This window comes from Pseudomonas sp. (assembly GCF_049301935.1).
Lineage (GTDB): Bacteria > Pseudomonadota > Gammaproteobacteria > Pseudomonadales > Pseudomonadaceae > Aquipseudomonas.
This window is the reverse complement of sequence record NZ_JBAQLP010000109.1, coordinates 1-15,468: the sequence shown is the minus strand read 5'-3', so window position 1 is coordinate 15,468 and position 15,468 is coordinate 1. Positions and strand designations below refer to the sequence as shown.

Below are 15,468 nucleotides of genomic sequence, written 5' to 3'. Positions count from 1 at the left end.
GTGTTAACCTTGCGCCCATCGCAAAATCGCAGGGCGGAATGCCCCACCTTTGCCCCACTCCTTTCAACGAATTTGCCTACGACCCAATGAGTAAAAACACGTCCGATCTGTCCTCCCACACCCCAATGATGCAGCAATACTGGCGCCTCAAGAACCAGCACCCTGATCAGTTGATGTTCTACCGCATGGGCGACTTCTACGAGATCTTCTACGAAGACGCGAAGAAGGCCGCCAAGCTGCTGGACATCACCCTGACGGCGCGTGGGCAGTCGGCGGGACAGTCGATTCCGATGTGTGGGATTCCTTACCATTCATTGGAAGGTTACCTGGTCAAGCTGGTGAAGCTGGGCGAGTCGGTGGTGATCTGTGAGCAGATCGGCGACCCGGCAACCAGCAAAGGCCCGGTGGAACGCCAGGTGGTGCGCATCATCACCCCCGGCACCGTCAGCGACGAGGCACTGCTCGATGAGCGTCGCGACAACCTGCTGGCGGCGGTGCTGGGAGATGAGCGTCTGTTCGGCCTGGCCGTGCTGGACATCACCAGCGGCCGCTTCAGCGTGCTGGAAATCAACGGCTGGGAAAATCTGCTAGCCGAACTGGAGCGCCTAAATCCGGTTGAATTGCTGATTCCCGATGACTGGCCGCAGGGCCTGCCCGCAGAAAAACGCCGCGGCGCACGCCGTCGCGCGCCCTGGGATTTTGAACGCGACACCGCGCACAAAAGTCTGTGTCAGCAATTCGCCACTCAGGACCTCAAGGGCTTTGGCTGCGAGAACCTGACCCTGGCCATCGGCGCCGCCGGCTGCCTGCTCGCCTATGCCAAGGAAACCCAGCGCACCGCCCTGCCGCACCTGCGCAGCCTGCGCCACGAGCGCCTGGACGACACGGTGATTCTCGACGGCGCCAGCCGACGCAATCTGGAGCTGGATATCAACCTGGCCGGGGGGCGTGACAACACCCTGCAATCGGTGATCGACCGCTGCCAGACCGCCATGGGCAGCCGCCTGCTCAGCCGCTGGTTGAATCGCCCACTGCGTGACCAGGCCATTCTCGAAGCGCGTCAGGAATCGATTGCCTGCCTGCTGGAGCGCTACCGCTTCGAAACCCTGCAGCCGCAGCTCAAGGAAATCGGCGACCTGGAACGCATCCTCGCGCGGATCGGCCTGCGCAATGCGCGCCCGCGCGATCTAGCGCGCCTACGCGATGCGCTGGCCGCCCTGCCTACGCTGCAGATGGCCATGAGCAATCTGGAAGCGCCACACCTGACAGAGCTAGCGAGCATAGTCAGCACCTACCCGGAGCTGGCCGAACTGCTGGCCCGCGCCATTATCGACAACCCGCCGGCGGTGATCCGCGATGGCGGCGTGCTGAAAACCGGCTACGACGCCGAGCTGGACGAGCTGCAATCGCTCAGCGAGAACGCTGGCCAATACCTGATGGACCTGGAAGTGCGCGAGAAGGCCCGCACCGGCCTGGCCAACCTCAAGGTCGGCTACAACCGCGTGCATGGCTACTTTATCGAGCTGCCGAGCAAGCAGGCAGAATCCGCACCGGCCGACTATATCCGCCGGCAGACCCTGAAAGGCGCCGAGCGCTTTATCACGCCCGAGCTGAAAGAGTTCGAAGACAAGGCGCTGTCAGCCAAGAGCCGCGCCCTGGCCCGCGAGAAGATGCTCTATGACGAGCTGCTGGAACGCCTGATCAGCCACCTCGGGCCGCTGCAGGATAGCGCTGCTGCCCTGGCCGAGCTGGACGTATTGAGCAACCTGGCCGAGCGTGCGCTGAATCTGGATCTCAATCGCCCGCGCTTTGTCGATGAGCCGTGCATGCGCATCGATCAGGGCCGTCACCCTGTGGTCGAGCAGGTGCTGACCACACCGTTCGTGGCCAACGACCTGAGCCTGGACGATGACACGCGCATGCTGATCATCACCGGGCCGAACATGGGGGGTAAATCCACCTATATGCGCCAGACCGCGCTGATCGTACTGCTGGCCCATATCGGCAGCTTCGTACCGGCGAAAAGCTGCGAGCTGTCACTGGTCGACCGCATCTTTACCCGCATCGGTTCCAGCGATGACCTGGCCGGCGGTCGCTCGACCTTTATGGTGGAGATGAGCGAAACCGCCAACATCCTGCACAACGCCACTGAGCGCAGCCTGGTGTTGATGGACGAAGTCGGCCGCGGCACCAGCACCTTCGACGGCCTGTCGCTGGCCTGGGCCGCCGCCGAGCAGCTGGCCAAGCTGCGCGCCTACACGCTGTTCGCCACGCATTACTTCGAGCTGACCGTGCTGCCGGAAAGCCAGCCCATCGTGGCCAACGTGCATTTGAATGCCACCGAGCATAATGAACGCATCGTCTTCCTTCACCACGTGCTGCCTGGCCCTGCCAGCCAGAGCTACGGCTTGGCGGTGGCGCAACTGGCAGGCGTGCCGAATGAGGTGATTTTGCGTGCCCGCGAGCATCTGGCGCGCCTGGAAACCACCAGCCTGCCCCATGAACTGCCACCGACGCAGCCCGGCCAGACAGCTGCGCCGATGCAAAGCGATATGTTCGCCAGCCTGCCGCACCCGCTGCAGGAGGAATTACGCAAGATCAACCCGGATGATCTGACTCCGCGTAAAGCGCTGGAACTGTTATATACATGGAAGACACGCTTCTAACGTTATTGCGCGCGAACTGTTAGAATCGCGCGCATTTTTATGACTGCCCGACTTAAAGCCTGAGCCGTGGCCATTACCCCTAGCCTGCTGAAACCCGCATAGAACGGGGCAGGCTGGCGCCCGAGGAGAGAATCCGAAATGACCTTCGTCGTTACCGACAACTGCGTCAAATGCAAATACACCGACTGCGTAGAAGTCTGCCCGGTGGACTGCTTCTACGAAGGCCCGAACTTCCTGGTGATCCACCCGGACGAGTGCATCGACTGCGCACTCTGCGAGCCTGAGTGCCCGGCACAAGCCATCTTCTCCGAAGATGAGGTGCCGGAAGACCAGCAGGAATATATCGAACTGAACGCCGACCTGGCCGAAGTCTGGCCAAATATCACCGAGAAGAAAGAGTCCCTACCGGACGCTGAAGAGTGGGATGGCGTGAAGGACAAGCTGCAGTATCTGGAGCGCTAGCACTTAGCTGCGCTGGCTACACAAAAAACCCGCCTTGCGCGGGTTTTTACTTTTCAGCATTTCTGCAGGTTCAGCATTGTCTGAAGCGAGGCCAGCAGAGTGATCTGCACACCATGGCCACACAAAACGCGGACAAAAAAAGGGGCGGCTCGCGCCGCCCACTCTTTTGTCCCTAGTCCCTGTATTTCCCAGCTCATCATCCTGATGAATCGCGTCCTACGATGTCCTGATTGTCGTCCTGACAACCTGTGCTTGTCCCTGAGCACGCTTGCAATACTAGCGATTTCCGCCGCCCTAACAAGCGCTGAAAACTCCATCAGGATGGTCTTTAGCCATATCCAATAGATTTAAATATCTTTTTATAACAATAACTTAAGGTAATTTAGAGCAGTTTACCGGCCGCCCTACGCACCAAAGGCTTACGCACCCTGTAAGCAATGACTTACATAAGCACTCACAAAAACCGCCAGGGGTAACTTCTGGCATGCAAGACGCCTCTAGAGAGTGGGCACTGTGGCGCGCGCACAAAAAACCCGGCCAAGGCCGGGTTGAGTGTTAACACATCACGCTCACTGGAACAGTGAGTCGCTCGATAGGCCATTCTTTTCCAGGATTTCCCGCAGACGCTTGAGGGCTTCGACCTGAATCTGCCGCACCCGCTCACGGGTCAGGCCAATTTCCTGGCCAACTTCTTCCAAGGTGCAGCTTTCATGGCCGCGCAGACCGAAGCGGCGAATCACCACCTCACGCTGCTTGTCGGTCAGTTCAGACAGCCACTGGTCAATGCTCTGCGACAGGTCATCATCCTGCAGCAACTCGCAGGGGTCGGTCGGACGGTCATCGGTCAGGGTATCGAGCAGGGTTTTGTCCGAATCCTGGCCCAGGGAAACATCCACCGAGGAAACACGCTCATTCAGGCCGAGCATACGTTTGACTTCACCCACCGGTTTTTCCAGCAGGTTGGCAATTTCTTCTGCAGAAGGCTCATGGTCGAGCTTCTGGGTCAATTCGCGAGCAGCACGCAGGTAGACATTGAGCTCTTTGACCACATGAATAGGTAAGCGAATGGTACGGGTCTGATTCATGATCGCCCGTTCGATGGTCTGGCGGATCCACCAGGTGGCATAGGTCGAAAAACGGAAACCGCGCTCGGGATCGAACTTCTCTACCGCGCGGATCAGGCCGAGGTTGCCCTCTTCGATTAAATCCAGCAGGGACAAACCGCGATTGACGTAACGCCGAGCAATTTTCACCACCAGGCGCAGGTTGCTTTCAATCATGCGCTTGCGGCCCGCAGGGTCGCCCTTCTGCGCCAGGCGCGCGAAGAACACTTCTTCTTCAGGGGTCAGTAGAGGGGAAAAGCCGATTTCGTTGAGGTACAGCTGGGTGGCGTCGAGCGCGCGGGTGTAATCGATGTATTTATGCTGCTTGCTGCTAGCGCTGGACGCTTTTGCTTTGCTGCGGGAAAGTGGCGGTTGCGCTTCTTCGTCTGAATCATCGTCAAGGACAATAGCAGGCTCCATCAGGAGCACTTCATCATCGACGTCAAACTCCGGCGCTTCTTTTTTATTGAGAGCCATTTTTGTTATTCCTTGCTGAGTTCGACAGCAAGCCCTAGCGCGACCAAATCCCTGGTTACACCAAAGCCTGTCCCTCCCACGTGGTGGAGACAGGCTAGCGCTAGATCAACGTCGCGGCAGGTATTGCAGCGGATCGACAGGTTTACCTTGGCGGCGTACTTCAAAGTGAAGTTTCACCCGGTCGGTTCCTGTGGAACCCATTTCGGCAATTTTCTGCCCGGCTTTGACCCGTTGCCCCTCCTGCACCAACAACCTGCGGTTATGACCGTAGGCACTTACGTAGGTATCGCTATGTTTGATGATCACTAATTCGCCGTAGCCCCGTAAACCACTCCCGGCGTAGACCACTGAACCATCAGACGCAGCTAAAACAGGCTGGCCCAATTCTCCGGCGATATCAATGCCTTTATTCAAACTACCGTTTGAGGAAAAACGCCCGATAACCGGCCCACTGGAAGGCCACAACCAACCCGATGCAGAGCGCTGGGTTGGCGGTAACGCAGTGACGCTTGGGGTGGTTTTCACCGGTGCTGGCGGCTGGGGTTGCACGGGCCGAGTCTGAATCGCTGTACTCGGCCGGCCAGGCGGCGGCGTGACGACCACAGGCGCCGTCGCTACCACGGGCGGGCGGGCGGCAGGCTGCCCGTCAAAGCGAATGATCTGGCCAACCCGGATCAGGTAAGGCGGCGCAATGCCATTGCGTGCCGCCAGCGCCTTCCAATCCCAGCCGAAGCGGAACGCAATCGAGTACAGCGTATCGCCACGCTGCACCTGGTACTGGCCGCTACTGACCGGCTGGCGCTGCACTGCCTGGCTGGCGCCGCCCTGGGTACGGTCAACCACTTTGACGCCGCCCGGTGGCGGGCTTGCACAGGCACTAAGCAGCGCACCGAGGACAAGACCACTCAACAGGGTACGAGCGCTGCTGGCGCGAATCGGCAATTGAATGGCTGTGAAACTCACCTGCATCTCCCTCGGGCAAAACTGCTTACATCTGACTGGCGTGCATTGTGCCGCAATTATGGGTTATCACCAGCGCTTTGCGGATTACGTCCGGCCAGCCACTCCAGGCCCAACACCAGCAGGATGCCGGCAATCGCCAGGGCAACGGCCAGGAGCAACTGCGGGTCCTGGCCGCTGGTTTCGGCGAACTGCACAGGCCAGAGATTGGCTTGCAGCAGTGGCACCTGCTCGCCATGGCTATCGGTACGCCAGGTCAGGGTTTCCTTCCAGGGCCAGATCTTGTTCAGCGAGCCGATCATCAGCCCGGTGAGAAACGCCAGGGTCAGGTCACGCCAGCGCGCCAGCAGCCAGCGCAGAACCCCGGCAAAGCTGACAATACCGACCAGGCAACCGCTGGCAAAAATCAGCAGCACAGTAATATCCAGGCCCTTCACCGCCGTCAGCACAAAGCTGTACAGCCCCAGCAACACCAGAATAAAGCTGCCAGAGATGCCCGGCAGAATCATCGCGCAAATGGCGATAGCCCCGGCGAAGAACAGGCTCAGCGGGTCATGCCCCAACTGCAGCGGCGACGCTACGGTAATCCAATAGGCGAATGCCGCCCCCAGAATCAGGCTGACCACCCGCGTCCAATTCCAGCGCTGGATTTCGCGCACCACCAAATGTGTGGAAACCAGAATCAGGCCGAAGAAAAACGACCACACCGGAATCGGCTGCTCAACCAGCAGGTAGGTGATCAACCGCGCCAGGCTGAGCACACTGGTCATGATGCCCAGCAGCAGTACCAGTAGAAAGGTCGCATTGGCGGCCTTCCAGGCCTCGACGATACGGCCGCGCAGAAACAGCCCAAGGGCTACCGGCATGCTGGCTATCGAGCGCAGCAGCTCGTCATAGATACCGCTAATAAAGGCCACAGTGCCGCCCGAGACACCGGGCACCACGTCGGCAGCGCCCATGGCGATGCCTTTGGCGTAGAGCAGGAAATACTTCTTCATGGGTTCATCCGTAAACAATCGAAATCAGGCCAGGGGCCCGTTGAGCAAGGGCACAAAGCGCACTGCATCCAGCACATGCCGGGAGAAGCCGTCCTCTTCACGGACGATCAACAACAGTTCCTGCACATCGCCAGCGCCGACCGGAATCACCAGACGCCCGCCCGGAGCCAACTGATCGAGCAAGGCTTGCGGCACATTGGCGGCCGCTGCGGTAACGATGATGCCGTTGTACGGCCCCAGGGCATTCCAGCCTTCCCAGCCGTCACCCCAGCGAAACACCACATTGCGCAGATTGAGCTGGCTCAGGCGCTCCTTGGCTTTTTCCTGCAGGCTCTGGATGCGCTCGACGCTAAACACCCGCTCGACCAACTGAGCCAGAATCGCGGTCTGGTAGCCCGAGCCGGTGCCGATCTCCAGCACCTTGTCCAGCGGACCAGCCGCCAGCAGCAGCTCGCTCATGCGCGCGACCATATAGGGCTGCGAGATGGTCTGGTTGTTGCCAATCGGCAACGCAGTGTCCTCATAGGCGCGATGGGCCAGGGCCTCATCGACAAACAGATGACGTGGCGTGCGGCGAATGGCTTCCAGCACATGGGCGTTGGACAGGCCTTCTTCGTAAAGACGTTGAATCAGCCGCTCGCGGGTACGCTGCGAGGTCATGCCGATACCGCGGTGCTGCAATTCGTCCTGTTCACGGCGGATCACAGCAGACCCTCCAGCCAGGGCTGCAAACTGTTGAAGCCCTCGGCAAAGGTGCGATCCAGCTGCAATGGGGTGACCGAGACATAGCCCTGCATCACCGCATGAAAATCCGTGCCGGGGCCGCCGTCTTCCGCATCGCCGGCCACCGAGATCCAGTAGCCTTCTTTACCGCGCGGGTTGACCACCTTGACCGGCGCCGCCGCGCGGGCGCGATGACCCAGGCGGGTCAGCTGAATGCCACGAATATGCTCCAGCGGCAGATTGGGAATATTCACGTTGAGTACGGTGCGCGGCGGCAGGTCGAGCTGCTCGTGGGCTTCCACCAGCTTGCGGGCGAAATAGGCGGCAGTCGGCAGGTTGTCCGGCAGACGCGAGAGCAGGGAGAAGGCAAACGCCGGACGGGTCAGGAAGCGGCCTTCCAGAGCGGCCGCCACGGTGCCGGAATACAGTACGTCATCGCCCAGGTTCGCACCCAGATTGATGCCCGACACCACCAGGTCCGCCACGTGCGGCAGCAGGCCATTGAGGCCCAGGTGCACGCAATCGGTCGGCGTACCGTTGAGGCTGATATAGCCATTGGGCAAGGTGGTCGGGTGCAGCGGGCGGTCGAGAGTCAGCGAGCTGCTTGCGCCGCTCTTGTCCTGATCGGGGGCAATCACCGTGCACTCGGCATAGTCGGCCAGCGCCGCATGCAGCGCAGCCAGGCCTGGCGCAGCAACGCCGTCATCATTGGAAATTAGAATACGCATGGGTTGTCCGTCTGCCCTGCAGGCAACAGATCGACGAGCTCACGCACCAAGACGGTGGCAAAGCATCCAGCCGGCAGGACGAATTCCAGTTGCAGAATGTCAGGCTCGGGATAATGCCACGACAGGCCGCCAATGGGGAGGCGCAGGATACGCCGTTCGTGCGTCATGTCCGCTTCTGCCAACCAGTCGACCAAGGCGCTTTCGCGTGCGGCCAGATCCTGTTCCAGTGCTTGCGCCACGCCGCCGGCGCTAGAGACGCCTGCGCCCCACAGCGGGCCCGTAGGATGCAGGTCAAGAATCGCCAGACGCGGATCGCTGCACTCCGCCTCGCCGGCGAAAAAGAAACTGCGGCTGTCGGTAAAGGCCAGCAGATCCCCCAGCAGTGCCTGATTCCAGGTGCCGGCGGCGACCCGCTCGGCCAGCACCTGATTAAACAAATAACTGCGCGCCGCCGAAAGCACCCGCGAACGCACATTGCGCTTCTCCGGCAGGCTCTTGTTCGCCGCAAAATGCCGGGCATGGGCGACATTGCCGCCTTCATGGCCGAAGCGCTGCAAGCCGTAATAGTTGGGGATACCCTGGGCGGCGATCTGCGTCAGGCGTTGATCCAGCGCCTCGCGATCCGCCACCAGCTGAGTCAGGCGCAGGGTAAAGCCGTTGGCCGCATGGGCGCCGCGCTGCAGCTTGCGAGTATGGCGCACCTGCTTGAGGATGTTCAGGCTGGCATCGACCGCCGCGCTCAGGTCGGGATCGAGCTTGCCCGGCAAGTGCAGGCTGAACCACTGGCGGGTCAGGGCCTGGCGATCCTTGAGCCCGGCATAGCTGATCAACCGCAGCGGCACGCCGGCGGCGCGGGCAATGCGCTTGGCTGCTTCCTCGGTGTTCAGCTCGCGTTTTTCCACCCATAGCCAGAGGTGTTCGCCCTCGCCGGCCAGGGGGATATCCAGCACTTCATCGACCTGAAAATCTTCCGCCACGGCCTTGAGCACCGCCGTACCGCAGGGCTCGCCGTGGGCGCGCGGGCCCAGCAACTCGAGCTCGTTCATCGGAAAACCAACAGCGCAACGGCATGCACGGCGATGCCTTCTTCACGGCCGGCAAAGCCGAGCTTCTCGGTGGTGGTGGCCTTGACGTTGACCTGCTCCAGACTCACCTGCAGGTCTTCGGCAATCCGTGCGCGCATGGTTTCAATATGCGGGGCCATCTTCGGCGCCTGGGCAACGATGGTGGCGTCGACATTACCCACCTGCCAGCCCTTGGCGTGAATCAGGCCGACGACATGGCGCAGCAGCACGCGACTGTCCGCACCCTTGAAGGTCGGGTCGGTGTCGGGGAAGTGCTTGCCGATATCGCCTAGCGCGGCCGCGCCGAGCAGGGCATCGCTCAGCGCATGCAGCAGCACGTCGCCATCGGAGTGGGCCAGCAGGCCGAACTTATGGGGAATCTGCACGCCGCCCAGGGTGATGAAGTCGCCCTCACCGAAGCGGTGCACATCGTAGCCGTGGCCAATACGCATAAAAAACAACGCCCTGAAAAAGTCAGGGCGTGATTCTAACTGAAAGCTAGAGGATCAACCCGGCTAGCTGGCCGCCGGTCAGGACCGGCTCAGCTCAATAACGCCTTGGCGTGATGACGCAGGTGGTCATCGATAAAGCTGGCGATAAAGTAGTAGCTGTGGTCGTAGCCCGGCTGCAGGCGCAGGGTCAGCGGATGACCAGCGGCCTGCGCTGCCGCCTTGAGGGCATCCGGCTTAAGCTGGTTTTCCAGGAAGTCATCACGATCACCCTGATCGACCAGAATCGGCAGCTTTTCCGGTGCATCGCTGAGCAAGGCGCAGGCATCCCATTCGCGCCAGCGCGAGCGCTCATCGCCCAGGTAGCGCGAGAACGCCTTCTCGCCCCAGGGGCAGTTGCTCGGGTTGCTGATCGGCGCAAAGGCCGACAGCGACTGATAGCGCCCTGGGTTGCGCAGCGCACAGACCAGCGCACCATGCCCGCCCATGGAGTGGCCGCTGATGCCGCGCTTGTCGGATACCGGGAAGTTGGCCTCAATCAGCGCCGGCAGCTCCTGCACCACATAGTCATACATGCGGTAATGCCGCGCCCAGGGCTCCTGGGTGGCATTGACGTAGAAGCCAGCACCCAGGCCGAAGTCCCAGGCGTTGTCCGGGTCATCCGGCACCTCGGCGCCACGCGGACTGGTATCGGGGGCGACGATGATTATCCCCAGCTCGGCCGCCAGCTTGTGCGCGCCAGCCTTCTGCATAAAGTTCTCATCCGTGCAGGTCAGCCCGCTGAGCCAATACAGCACCGGCAGTTTGCCGCCCTGCTCGGCCTGCGGCGGCAGATACACGGCGAACTGCATATCGCAGCCCAGCACCGCCGACCGATGGCGGTAACGTTTATGCCAACCGCCGGCACTCTTCTGGCAGGAAATATTTTCCAAGGTCATAAGGCCTCCAGTGGGCGGCCGTAACAGCCGCCCAGCGTGATCAGAAGTGGATAACGGTACGGATGCTCTTGCCTTCATGCATCAGGTCGAAGGCCTTGTTGATGTCATCCAGCGGCATGTTGTGGGTGATAAAGGTATCCAGCGGGATTTCACCCTTCTGCGCCTTTTCCACATAGCTCGGCAGCTCGGTACGCCCTTTGACGCCACCGAACGCCGAACCGCGCCAGACACGGCCAGTCACCAGCTGGAACGGACGGGTGCTGATTTCCTGACCGGCACCGGCCACGCCGATAATCACCGATTCACCCCAGCCCTTGTGCGCGCACTCCAGCGCCGCGCGCATCAGCTGCACATTGCCGACGCACTCGAAGGAATAATCCACGCCGCCATCGGTCATCTCGACGATAACTTCCTGAATTGGCTTGGCATGGTCCTTCGGGTTGACGAAGTCGGTCGCACCCAACTCACGGGCTACGTCGAACTTGGCCGGGTTGATATCGATGGCGATGATGCGCGAGGCCTTGGCCATCTTCGCGCCGATAATCGCCGCCAGGCCGATGCCGCCGAGGCCGAAGATCGCCACGGTGGCGCCCTCTTCCACTTTGGCGGTGTTGAGCACGGCACCGATGCCGGTGGTCACGCCGCAGCCGAGCAGGCAGACCTTCCCCAGCGGCGCTTCCTTGGGGATCACCGCCAGGGAGACTTCCGGCAGCACGGTGTATTCGGAGAACGTCGAGCAGCCCATGTAGTGGTAGATCGGCTCGCCGTTGTAGCTGAAGCGGCTGGTGCCGTCCGGCATCAGACCCTTGCCCTGGGTGGCGCGTACCGAGCTGCACAGGTTGGTTTTGCCGGATTTGCAGAATTTGCAGGCGCGGCATTCGGCGGTGTACAGCGGAATCACGTGGTCACCCACCTTGACCGAGGTCACGCCCTCACCGATCGCCTCGACGATGCCACCGCCTTCATGACCCAGAATCGCCGGGAACACCCCTTCAGAGTCTTCACCGGACAAGGTGTAGGCATCGGTGTGGCACACGCCGGTGGCGACAATGCGCACCAACACTTCACCGGCCTTGGGCGGCGCTACGTCGACTTCGACGATTTGCAGCGGCTGATTGGGGGCAAAGGCTACGGCAGCACGGGACTTGATCATGGTCGCTCTCCAGCGGATTCAACAGTGGCGCTGAGTGTAGATCAGTGCCCCAGATAAATAATCTGCCAAAAAACAAAACATTCTTGCTATACAGGGACAATCAACCCGCAACAGGACATCCGCATGAATCGCTGGGAAGGCCTCGATGAATTTGTCGCCGTGGCCGAATGCGGCCAGTTCACTGCCGCCGCCGAACGCCTGAGCCTGTCGTCCTCCCAGGTCAGCCGACAGATCGCCCGCCTGGAAGAGCGCCTGCAAACCCGCCTGTTCTACCGCAGCACCCGCCGTGTGGCGCTGACCGAGGCCGGGCAGACATTCTTACAGCATTGCCAGCGCCTGCAGGATGCCCGCGAGGAAGCCCTGCGCGCGGTTGGCGACCTGGGCAGTGAGCCCAAGGGCCTGCTGCGCATGACCTGCGCCGTGGCTTATGGCGAGCGCTTTATCGTGCCGCTGGTCACCGACTTTATGGTGCAGCACCCACAGCTGCGGGTGGACATCGAACTGAGCAACCGCACCCTTGATCTGCTGCACGACGGCCTCGACCTGGCCATCCGCCTGGGCCGCCTACAGGACTCACGGCTGGTGGCCACGCGCCTGGCACCCCGGCAGATGTACCTGTGCGCCGCCCCCGCTTACCTGCAACGCTACGGCCGTCCGCATTCGCTGTCGGAACTGGCGCGACACAATTGCCTGATCGGCAGTTCGGATCTCTGGAGTTTTCAGGCCAGTGGCCGCGATTCCAGCCTGCGGGTGCAGGGCAACTGGCGCTGCAACAGTGGCCAGGCGGTGTTGGAAGCGGCGCTGCGCGGCATCGGCCTATGCCAACTGCCGGATTACTACGTGCTCGAACATCTGCGCAGCGGCGCGCTGGTCTCGCTGCTGGAGAATCAGCAACCGCCGGACACTGCGGTGTGGGCGCTATATCCACAGCAACGCCACCTGTCACCCAAGGTGCGGCAACTGGTGGATTTTCTTAAACAGGGGTTGGCGCAGCGCAGCGAGTACCGCGCCAGCTAGGATCGACCCTGCCACAGGCAATTGAGGCTCCGCAGGTCTTCCGGCCGAGTGACCTTGAGGTTATCCGAGCGCCCTTCGATCAGCCGTGGCGCCAGTCCGGCCCATTCGATGGCCGAGGCCTCATCGGTAATCGCCACGCCGGCAATCAGCGCATCGGCCAGGGCATGTTGCAACTCGCCGAGACGGAACATCTGCGGGGTAAAGGCCTGCCAGATGGTCGAGCGATCCACAGTGGTCTGCACCCGGCCATCGCTGCCGACGCGCTTGAGGGTATCGCGCGCCGGCACGGCGAGCAGGCCGCCCACCGGATCATCAGCCAGTTCGCTAAGCAGCAGGTCCAGATCGCTGCGCGCCAGATTGGGCCGCGCGGCGTCATGCACCAACACCCAGTCCTGCTCCTGGGCACCCAGCTCACTCAAACGCAGCAAGCCGCTGAGTACCGAATCGGCGCGCTCGGCACCACCATCGGCACGCTGGATACGCGGATCGCTGGCACAACCCAGGGTCGGCCAGTAAGGATCGTCCACCGCCAGGCTGACCACTACCGCACGCAGCTGCGGATGATCGAGAAAGCACGCCAGGGTGTGTTCGATAATGCTTTTGCCGGCCAGTTGCAAATATTGCTTGGGCCGGTCGGCGCGCATTCGGCTGCCAATGCCGGCAGCCGGGATCAACGCCCAGAAAGGGGGTAACTCAGAGGTATTCATTCAGCCAACTGATAGAGGGTTTCGCCCTCTTTAAGCATGCCCAGCTCGTGCCGCGCACGCTCTTCGACGGTTTCCATCCCGCTTTTCAGCTCCAGCACTTCCGCTTCGAGAATCCGGTTGCGCTCTTGCAGCTGCTGGTTTTCGCCCTGTTGATCGGCGATCTGCTGCTGCAACTGGGCCACCTGCGCCAGACTGCCATCGCCGACCCACAGGCGATATTGCAAGCCTGCCAGCACGGCAATCAGCACGATAAATACCCAGTAGAAATTATTGCGCATAGCGTAAAGAGCTTCCGAACGAAAGAGGGGCGACTCGCGCCGCCCCTCTTTTACCATGCCTGAGCTCAACCACGGAACTCGGCGCGGCCTTTGTACGGTGCTTTACCCGCCAGCTGCTCTTCGATACGCAGCAGTTGGTTGTACTTGGACACGCGGTCCGAGCGGCACAGCGAGCCGGTCTTGATCTGGCCAGCAGCAGTACCCACAGCCAGATCGGCGATGGTGCTGTCTTCGGTTTCACCCGAGCGGTGCGAGATCACCGCGGTGTAACCGGCAGCCTTGGCCATCTGGATGGCTTCCAGGGTTTCGGTCAGGGTGCCAATCTGGTTGAACTTGATCAGGATCGAGTTGCCGATCGACTCGTCGATGCCGCGCTTGAGGATCTTGGTGTTGGTCACAAACAGGTCGTCGCCAACCAGCTGCACCTTGCTGCCGATCTTGTCGGTCAGCACTTTCCAGCCAGCCCAGTCGGACTCGTCCATGCCGTCTTCGATGGAGATGATCGGGTAACGCTCGGCCAGACCGGCCAGGTAGTCGGCGAAACCTTCTGCGTTGAACACCTTACCTTCGCCAGCCAGGTCGTACTGACCGTCCTTGAAGAACTCGCTGGAAGCGCAGTCCAGGGCCAGAGTGACGTCATCACCCAGGGTGTAACCGGCATTGGCCACGGCTTCGGCGATGGCCGCCAGAGCGTCTTCGTTGGAAGCCAGGTTCGGTGCGAAACCGCCCTCGTCACCCACGGAGGTGCTCAGGCCACGGGCCTTCAGCACCGCTTTAAGATGATGAAAAATCTCGGTGCCCATGCGCAGCGCGTCGGCAAAGGTTTTCGCGCCTACCGGCTGAACCATAAATTCCTGGATGTCGACGTTGTTATCGGCGTGCTCGCCGCCGTTGATGATGTTCATCATCGGCACCGGCATCGAGTAAACACCCGGCGTGCCATTCAGGTCGGCGATATGCGCGTACAACGGCACGCCCTTGGCCTGAGCGGCAGCCTTGGCAGCGGCCAGGGACACGGCGAGGATGGCGTTGGCACCCAGGGTAGCTTTGTTCTCGGTACCGTCGAGGGCAATCATCGCCAGGTCGAGGGCTTTCTGGTCAGTGGCATCCTTACCCAGCAGCAGGTCGCGGATCGGGCCATTGATGTTGGCCACGGCCTTCAGCACGCCCTTGCCCAGGTAACGGCTCTTGTCGCCATCACGCAATTCCAGCGCTTCGCGCGAACCGGTGGAGGCACCGGACGGCGCGCAGGCGCTGCCGATGATGCCGCCTTCGAGAATTACATCGGCTTCCACAGTCGGGTTACCACGGGAATCGAGAACCTCACGGCCTTTGATGTCGACGATCTTTGCCATTGCGTGTAGCACTCCAAAAAGTTGACGAAAAGGGTAGTACCGAGTTGCACACTCATTGCCCGCTGACGATTACTCCAACGCACAATATGTACTGACTATTTAATCAGATTGTATACAAAAGGCACTTTACCGCAGAACTGCCGTTTCAGGCAGTCTCAATCGGCGCAAAACTCTTGATCAGATCATCCAGCTGCTTGAGCTGGGTGAGGAACGGTTCCAGCTTGTCCAGACGCAAGGCGCAAGGGCCGTCGCATTTGGCATTGTCCGGGTCCGGATGGGCCTCCAGAAACAGGCCAGCCAGCCCCTGACTCATACCGGCCTTGGCCAGATCGGTAACCTGGGCGCGGCGACCGCCAGCGGAATCGGCGCGGCCACCCGGCATCTGCAGGG

The 15,468-nt window shown here is 61.2% G+C and carries 15 protein-coding genes and 1 pseudogene; 3 read left to right on the top strand and 13 right to left on the bottom strand.

Annotated elements, in window-relative coordinates:
* Positions 1-86 precede the first annotated feature (86 nt).
* On the top strand, positions 87-2,666 hold the full coding sequence (mutS, locus tag WA145_RS14695; protein ID WP_422582293.1) for a DNA mismatch repair protein MutS: 2,580 nt from the start codon (positions 87-89) through the stop codon (positions 2,664-2,666).
* Positions 2,667-2,804: 138 nt separating this feature from the next.
* The gene (gene fdxA, locus WA145_RS14690) at positions 2,805-3,128 is read left to right on the top strand and encodes a ferredoxin FdxA (RefSeq protein ID WP_090248347.1); all 324 of its coding nucleotides are present in this window, start codon (positions 2,805-2,807) and stop codon (positions 3,126-3,128) included.
* 569 nt (positions 3,129-3,697) lie between these two features.
* Here fdxA and rpoS read toward each other — a convergent pair.
* The 9 genes from rpoS to WA145_RS14645 all read right to left on the bottom strand — a co-directional run bounded on the left by rpoS (position 3,698) and on the right by WA145_RS14645 (position 11,721).
* Positions 3,698-4,708: an RNA polymerase sigma factor RpoS gene (rpoS, locus tag WA145_RS14685; protein ID WP_422582292.1), complete on the bottom strand. Its 1,011-nt coding sequence runs from the start codon at positions 4,706-4,708 to the stop codon at positions 3,698-3,700.
* 105 nt (positions 4,709-4,813) lie between these two features.
* The gene (locus WA145_RS14680; RefSeq protein WP_422582291.1) at positions 4,814-5,677 is read right to left on the bottom strand and encodes a peptidoglycan DD-metalloendopeptidase family protein; all 864 of its coding nucleotides are present in this window, start codon (positions 5,675-5,677) and stop codon (positions 4,814-4,816) included.
* Positions 5,678-5,727: 50 nt separating this feature from the next.
* Positions 5,728-6,666, bottom strand: coding sequence for a DUF368 domain-containing protein (locus WA145_RS14675; protein WP_422582290.1), 939 nt, complete (start codon positions 6,664-6,666; stop codon positions 5,728-5,730).
* A gap of 24 nt (positions 6,667-6,690) precedes the next feature.
* Positions 6,691-7,326, bottom strand: coding sequence for a protein-L-isoaspartate(D-aspartate) O-methyltransferase (locus tag WA145_RS14670; RefSeq protein ID WP_422582294.1), 636 nt, complete (start codon positions 7,324-7,326; stop codon positions 6,691-6,693).
* A gap of 41 nt (positions 7,327-7,367) precedes the next feature.
* Positions 7,368-8,117, bottom strand: coding sequence for a 5'/3'-nucleotidase SurE (gene surE, locus WA145_RS14665; protein ID WP_422582289.1), 750 nt, complete (start codon positions 8,115-8,117; stop codon positions 7,368-7,370).
* A complete protein-coding gene (truD, locus tag WA145_RS14660) occupies positions 8,105-9,163 on the bottom strand; it encodes a tRNA pseudouridine(13) synthase TruD (protein WP_422582288.1) in 1,059 nt (352 codons plus the stop codon). Before truD ends, surE begins: the two co-directional genes overlap by 13 nt.
* The gene (gene ispF / locus WA145_RS14655; RefSeq protein ID WP_422582287.1) at positions 9,160-9,633 is read right to left on the bottom strand and encodes a 2-C-methyl-D-erythritol 2,4-cyclodiphosphate synthase; all 474 of its coding nucleotides are present in this window, start codon (positions 9,631-9,633) and stop codon (positions 9,160-9,162) included. The genes truD and ispF overlap by 4 nt, the downstream gene beginning before the upstream one ends.
* Positions 9,634-9,722: 89 nt before the next feature.
* On the bottom strand, positions 9,723-10,568 hold the full coding sequence (gene fghA / locus WA145_RS14650) for an S-formylglutathione hydrolase (protein WP_422582286.1): 846 nt from the start codon (positions 10,566-10,568) through the stop codon (positions 9,723-9,725).
* A 40-nt stretch (positions 10,569-10,608) separates the two neighbouring features.
* The gene (locus WA145_RS14645; RefSeq protein ID WP_422582285.1) at positions 10,609-11,721 is read right to left on the bottom strand and encodes an S-(hydroxymethyl)glutathione dehydrogenase/class III alcohol dehydrogenase; all 1,113 of its coding nucleotides are present in this window, start codon (positions 11,719-11,721) and stop codon (positions 10,609-10,611) included.
* 123 nt (positions 11,722-11,844) lie between these two features.
* Here WA145_RS14645 and WA145_RS14640 point away from each other — a divergent pair, with 123 nt between their 5' ends.
* Positions 11,845-12,738 carry a LysR family transcriptional regulator gene (locus WA145_RS14640; protein WP_422582284.1) on the top strand — a complete coding sequence of 298 codons (894 nt, stop codon included), beginning with the start codon at positions 11,845-11,847 and terminating at the stop codon, positions 12,736-12,738.
* Here the strand turns inward: WA145_RS14640 and ispD are convergent.
* From ispD to WA145_RS14620, 4 genes and pseudogenes are all read right to left on the bottom strand, one after another.
* Entirely contained in the window at positions 12,735-13,445 is a 711-nt protein-coding gene (gene ispD, locus WA145_RS14635; protein WP_422582283.1) for a 2-C-methyl-D-erythritol 4-phosphate cytidylyltransferase, read from the bottom strand. The genes WA145_RS14640 and ispD overlap by 4 nt on opposite strands.
* Complete coding sequence (gene ftsB, locus WA145_RS14630) at positions 13,442-13,723, bottom strand: cell division protein FtsB (RefSeq protein WP_090248365.1); 282 nt, start codon at positions 13,721-13,723, stop codon at positions 13,442-13,444. The genes ispD and ftsB overlap by 4 nt, the downstream gene beginning before the upstream one ends.
* Before the next feature lie 65 nt (positions 13,724-13,788).
* Positions 13,789-15,078 carry a phosphopyruvate hydratase gene (eno, locus tag WA145_RS14625; protein ID WP_422582282.1) on the bottom strand — a complete coding sequence of 430 codons (1,290 nt, stop codon included), beginning with the start codon at positions 15,076-15,078 and terminating at the stop codon, positions 13,789-13,791.
* A gap of 145 nt (positions 15,079-15,223) precedes the next feature.
* A pseudogene (locus WA145_RS14620) lies at positions 15,224-15,468 on the bottom strand (3-deoxy-8-phosphooctulonate synthase); the annotation flags it as partial.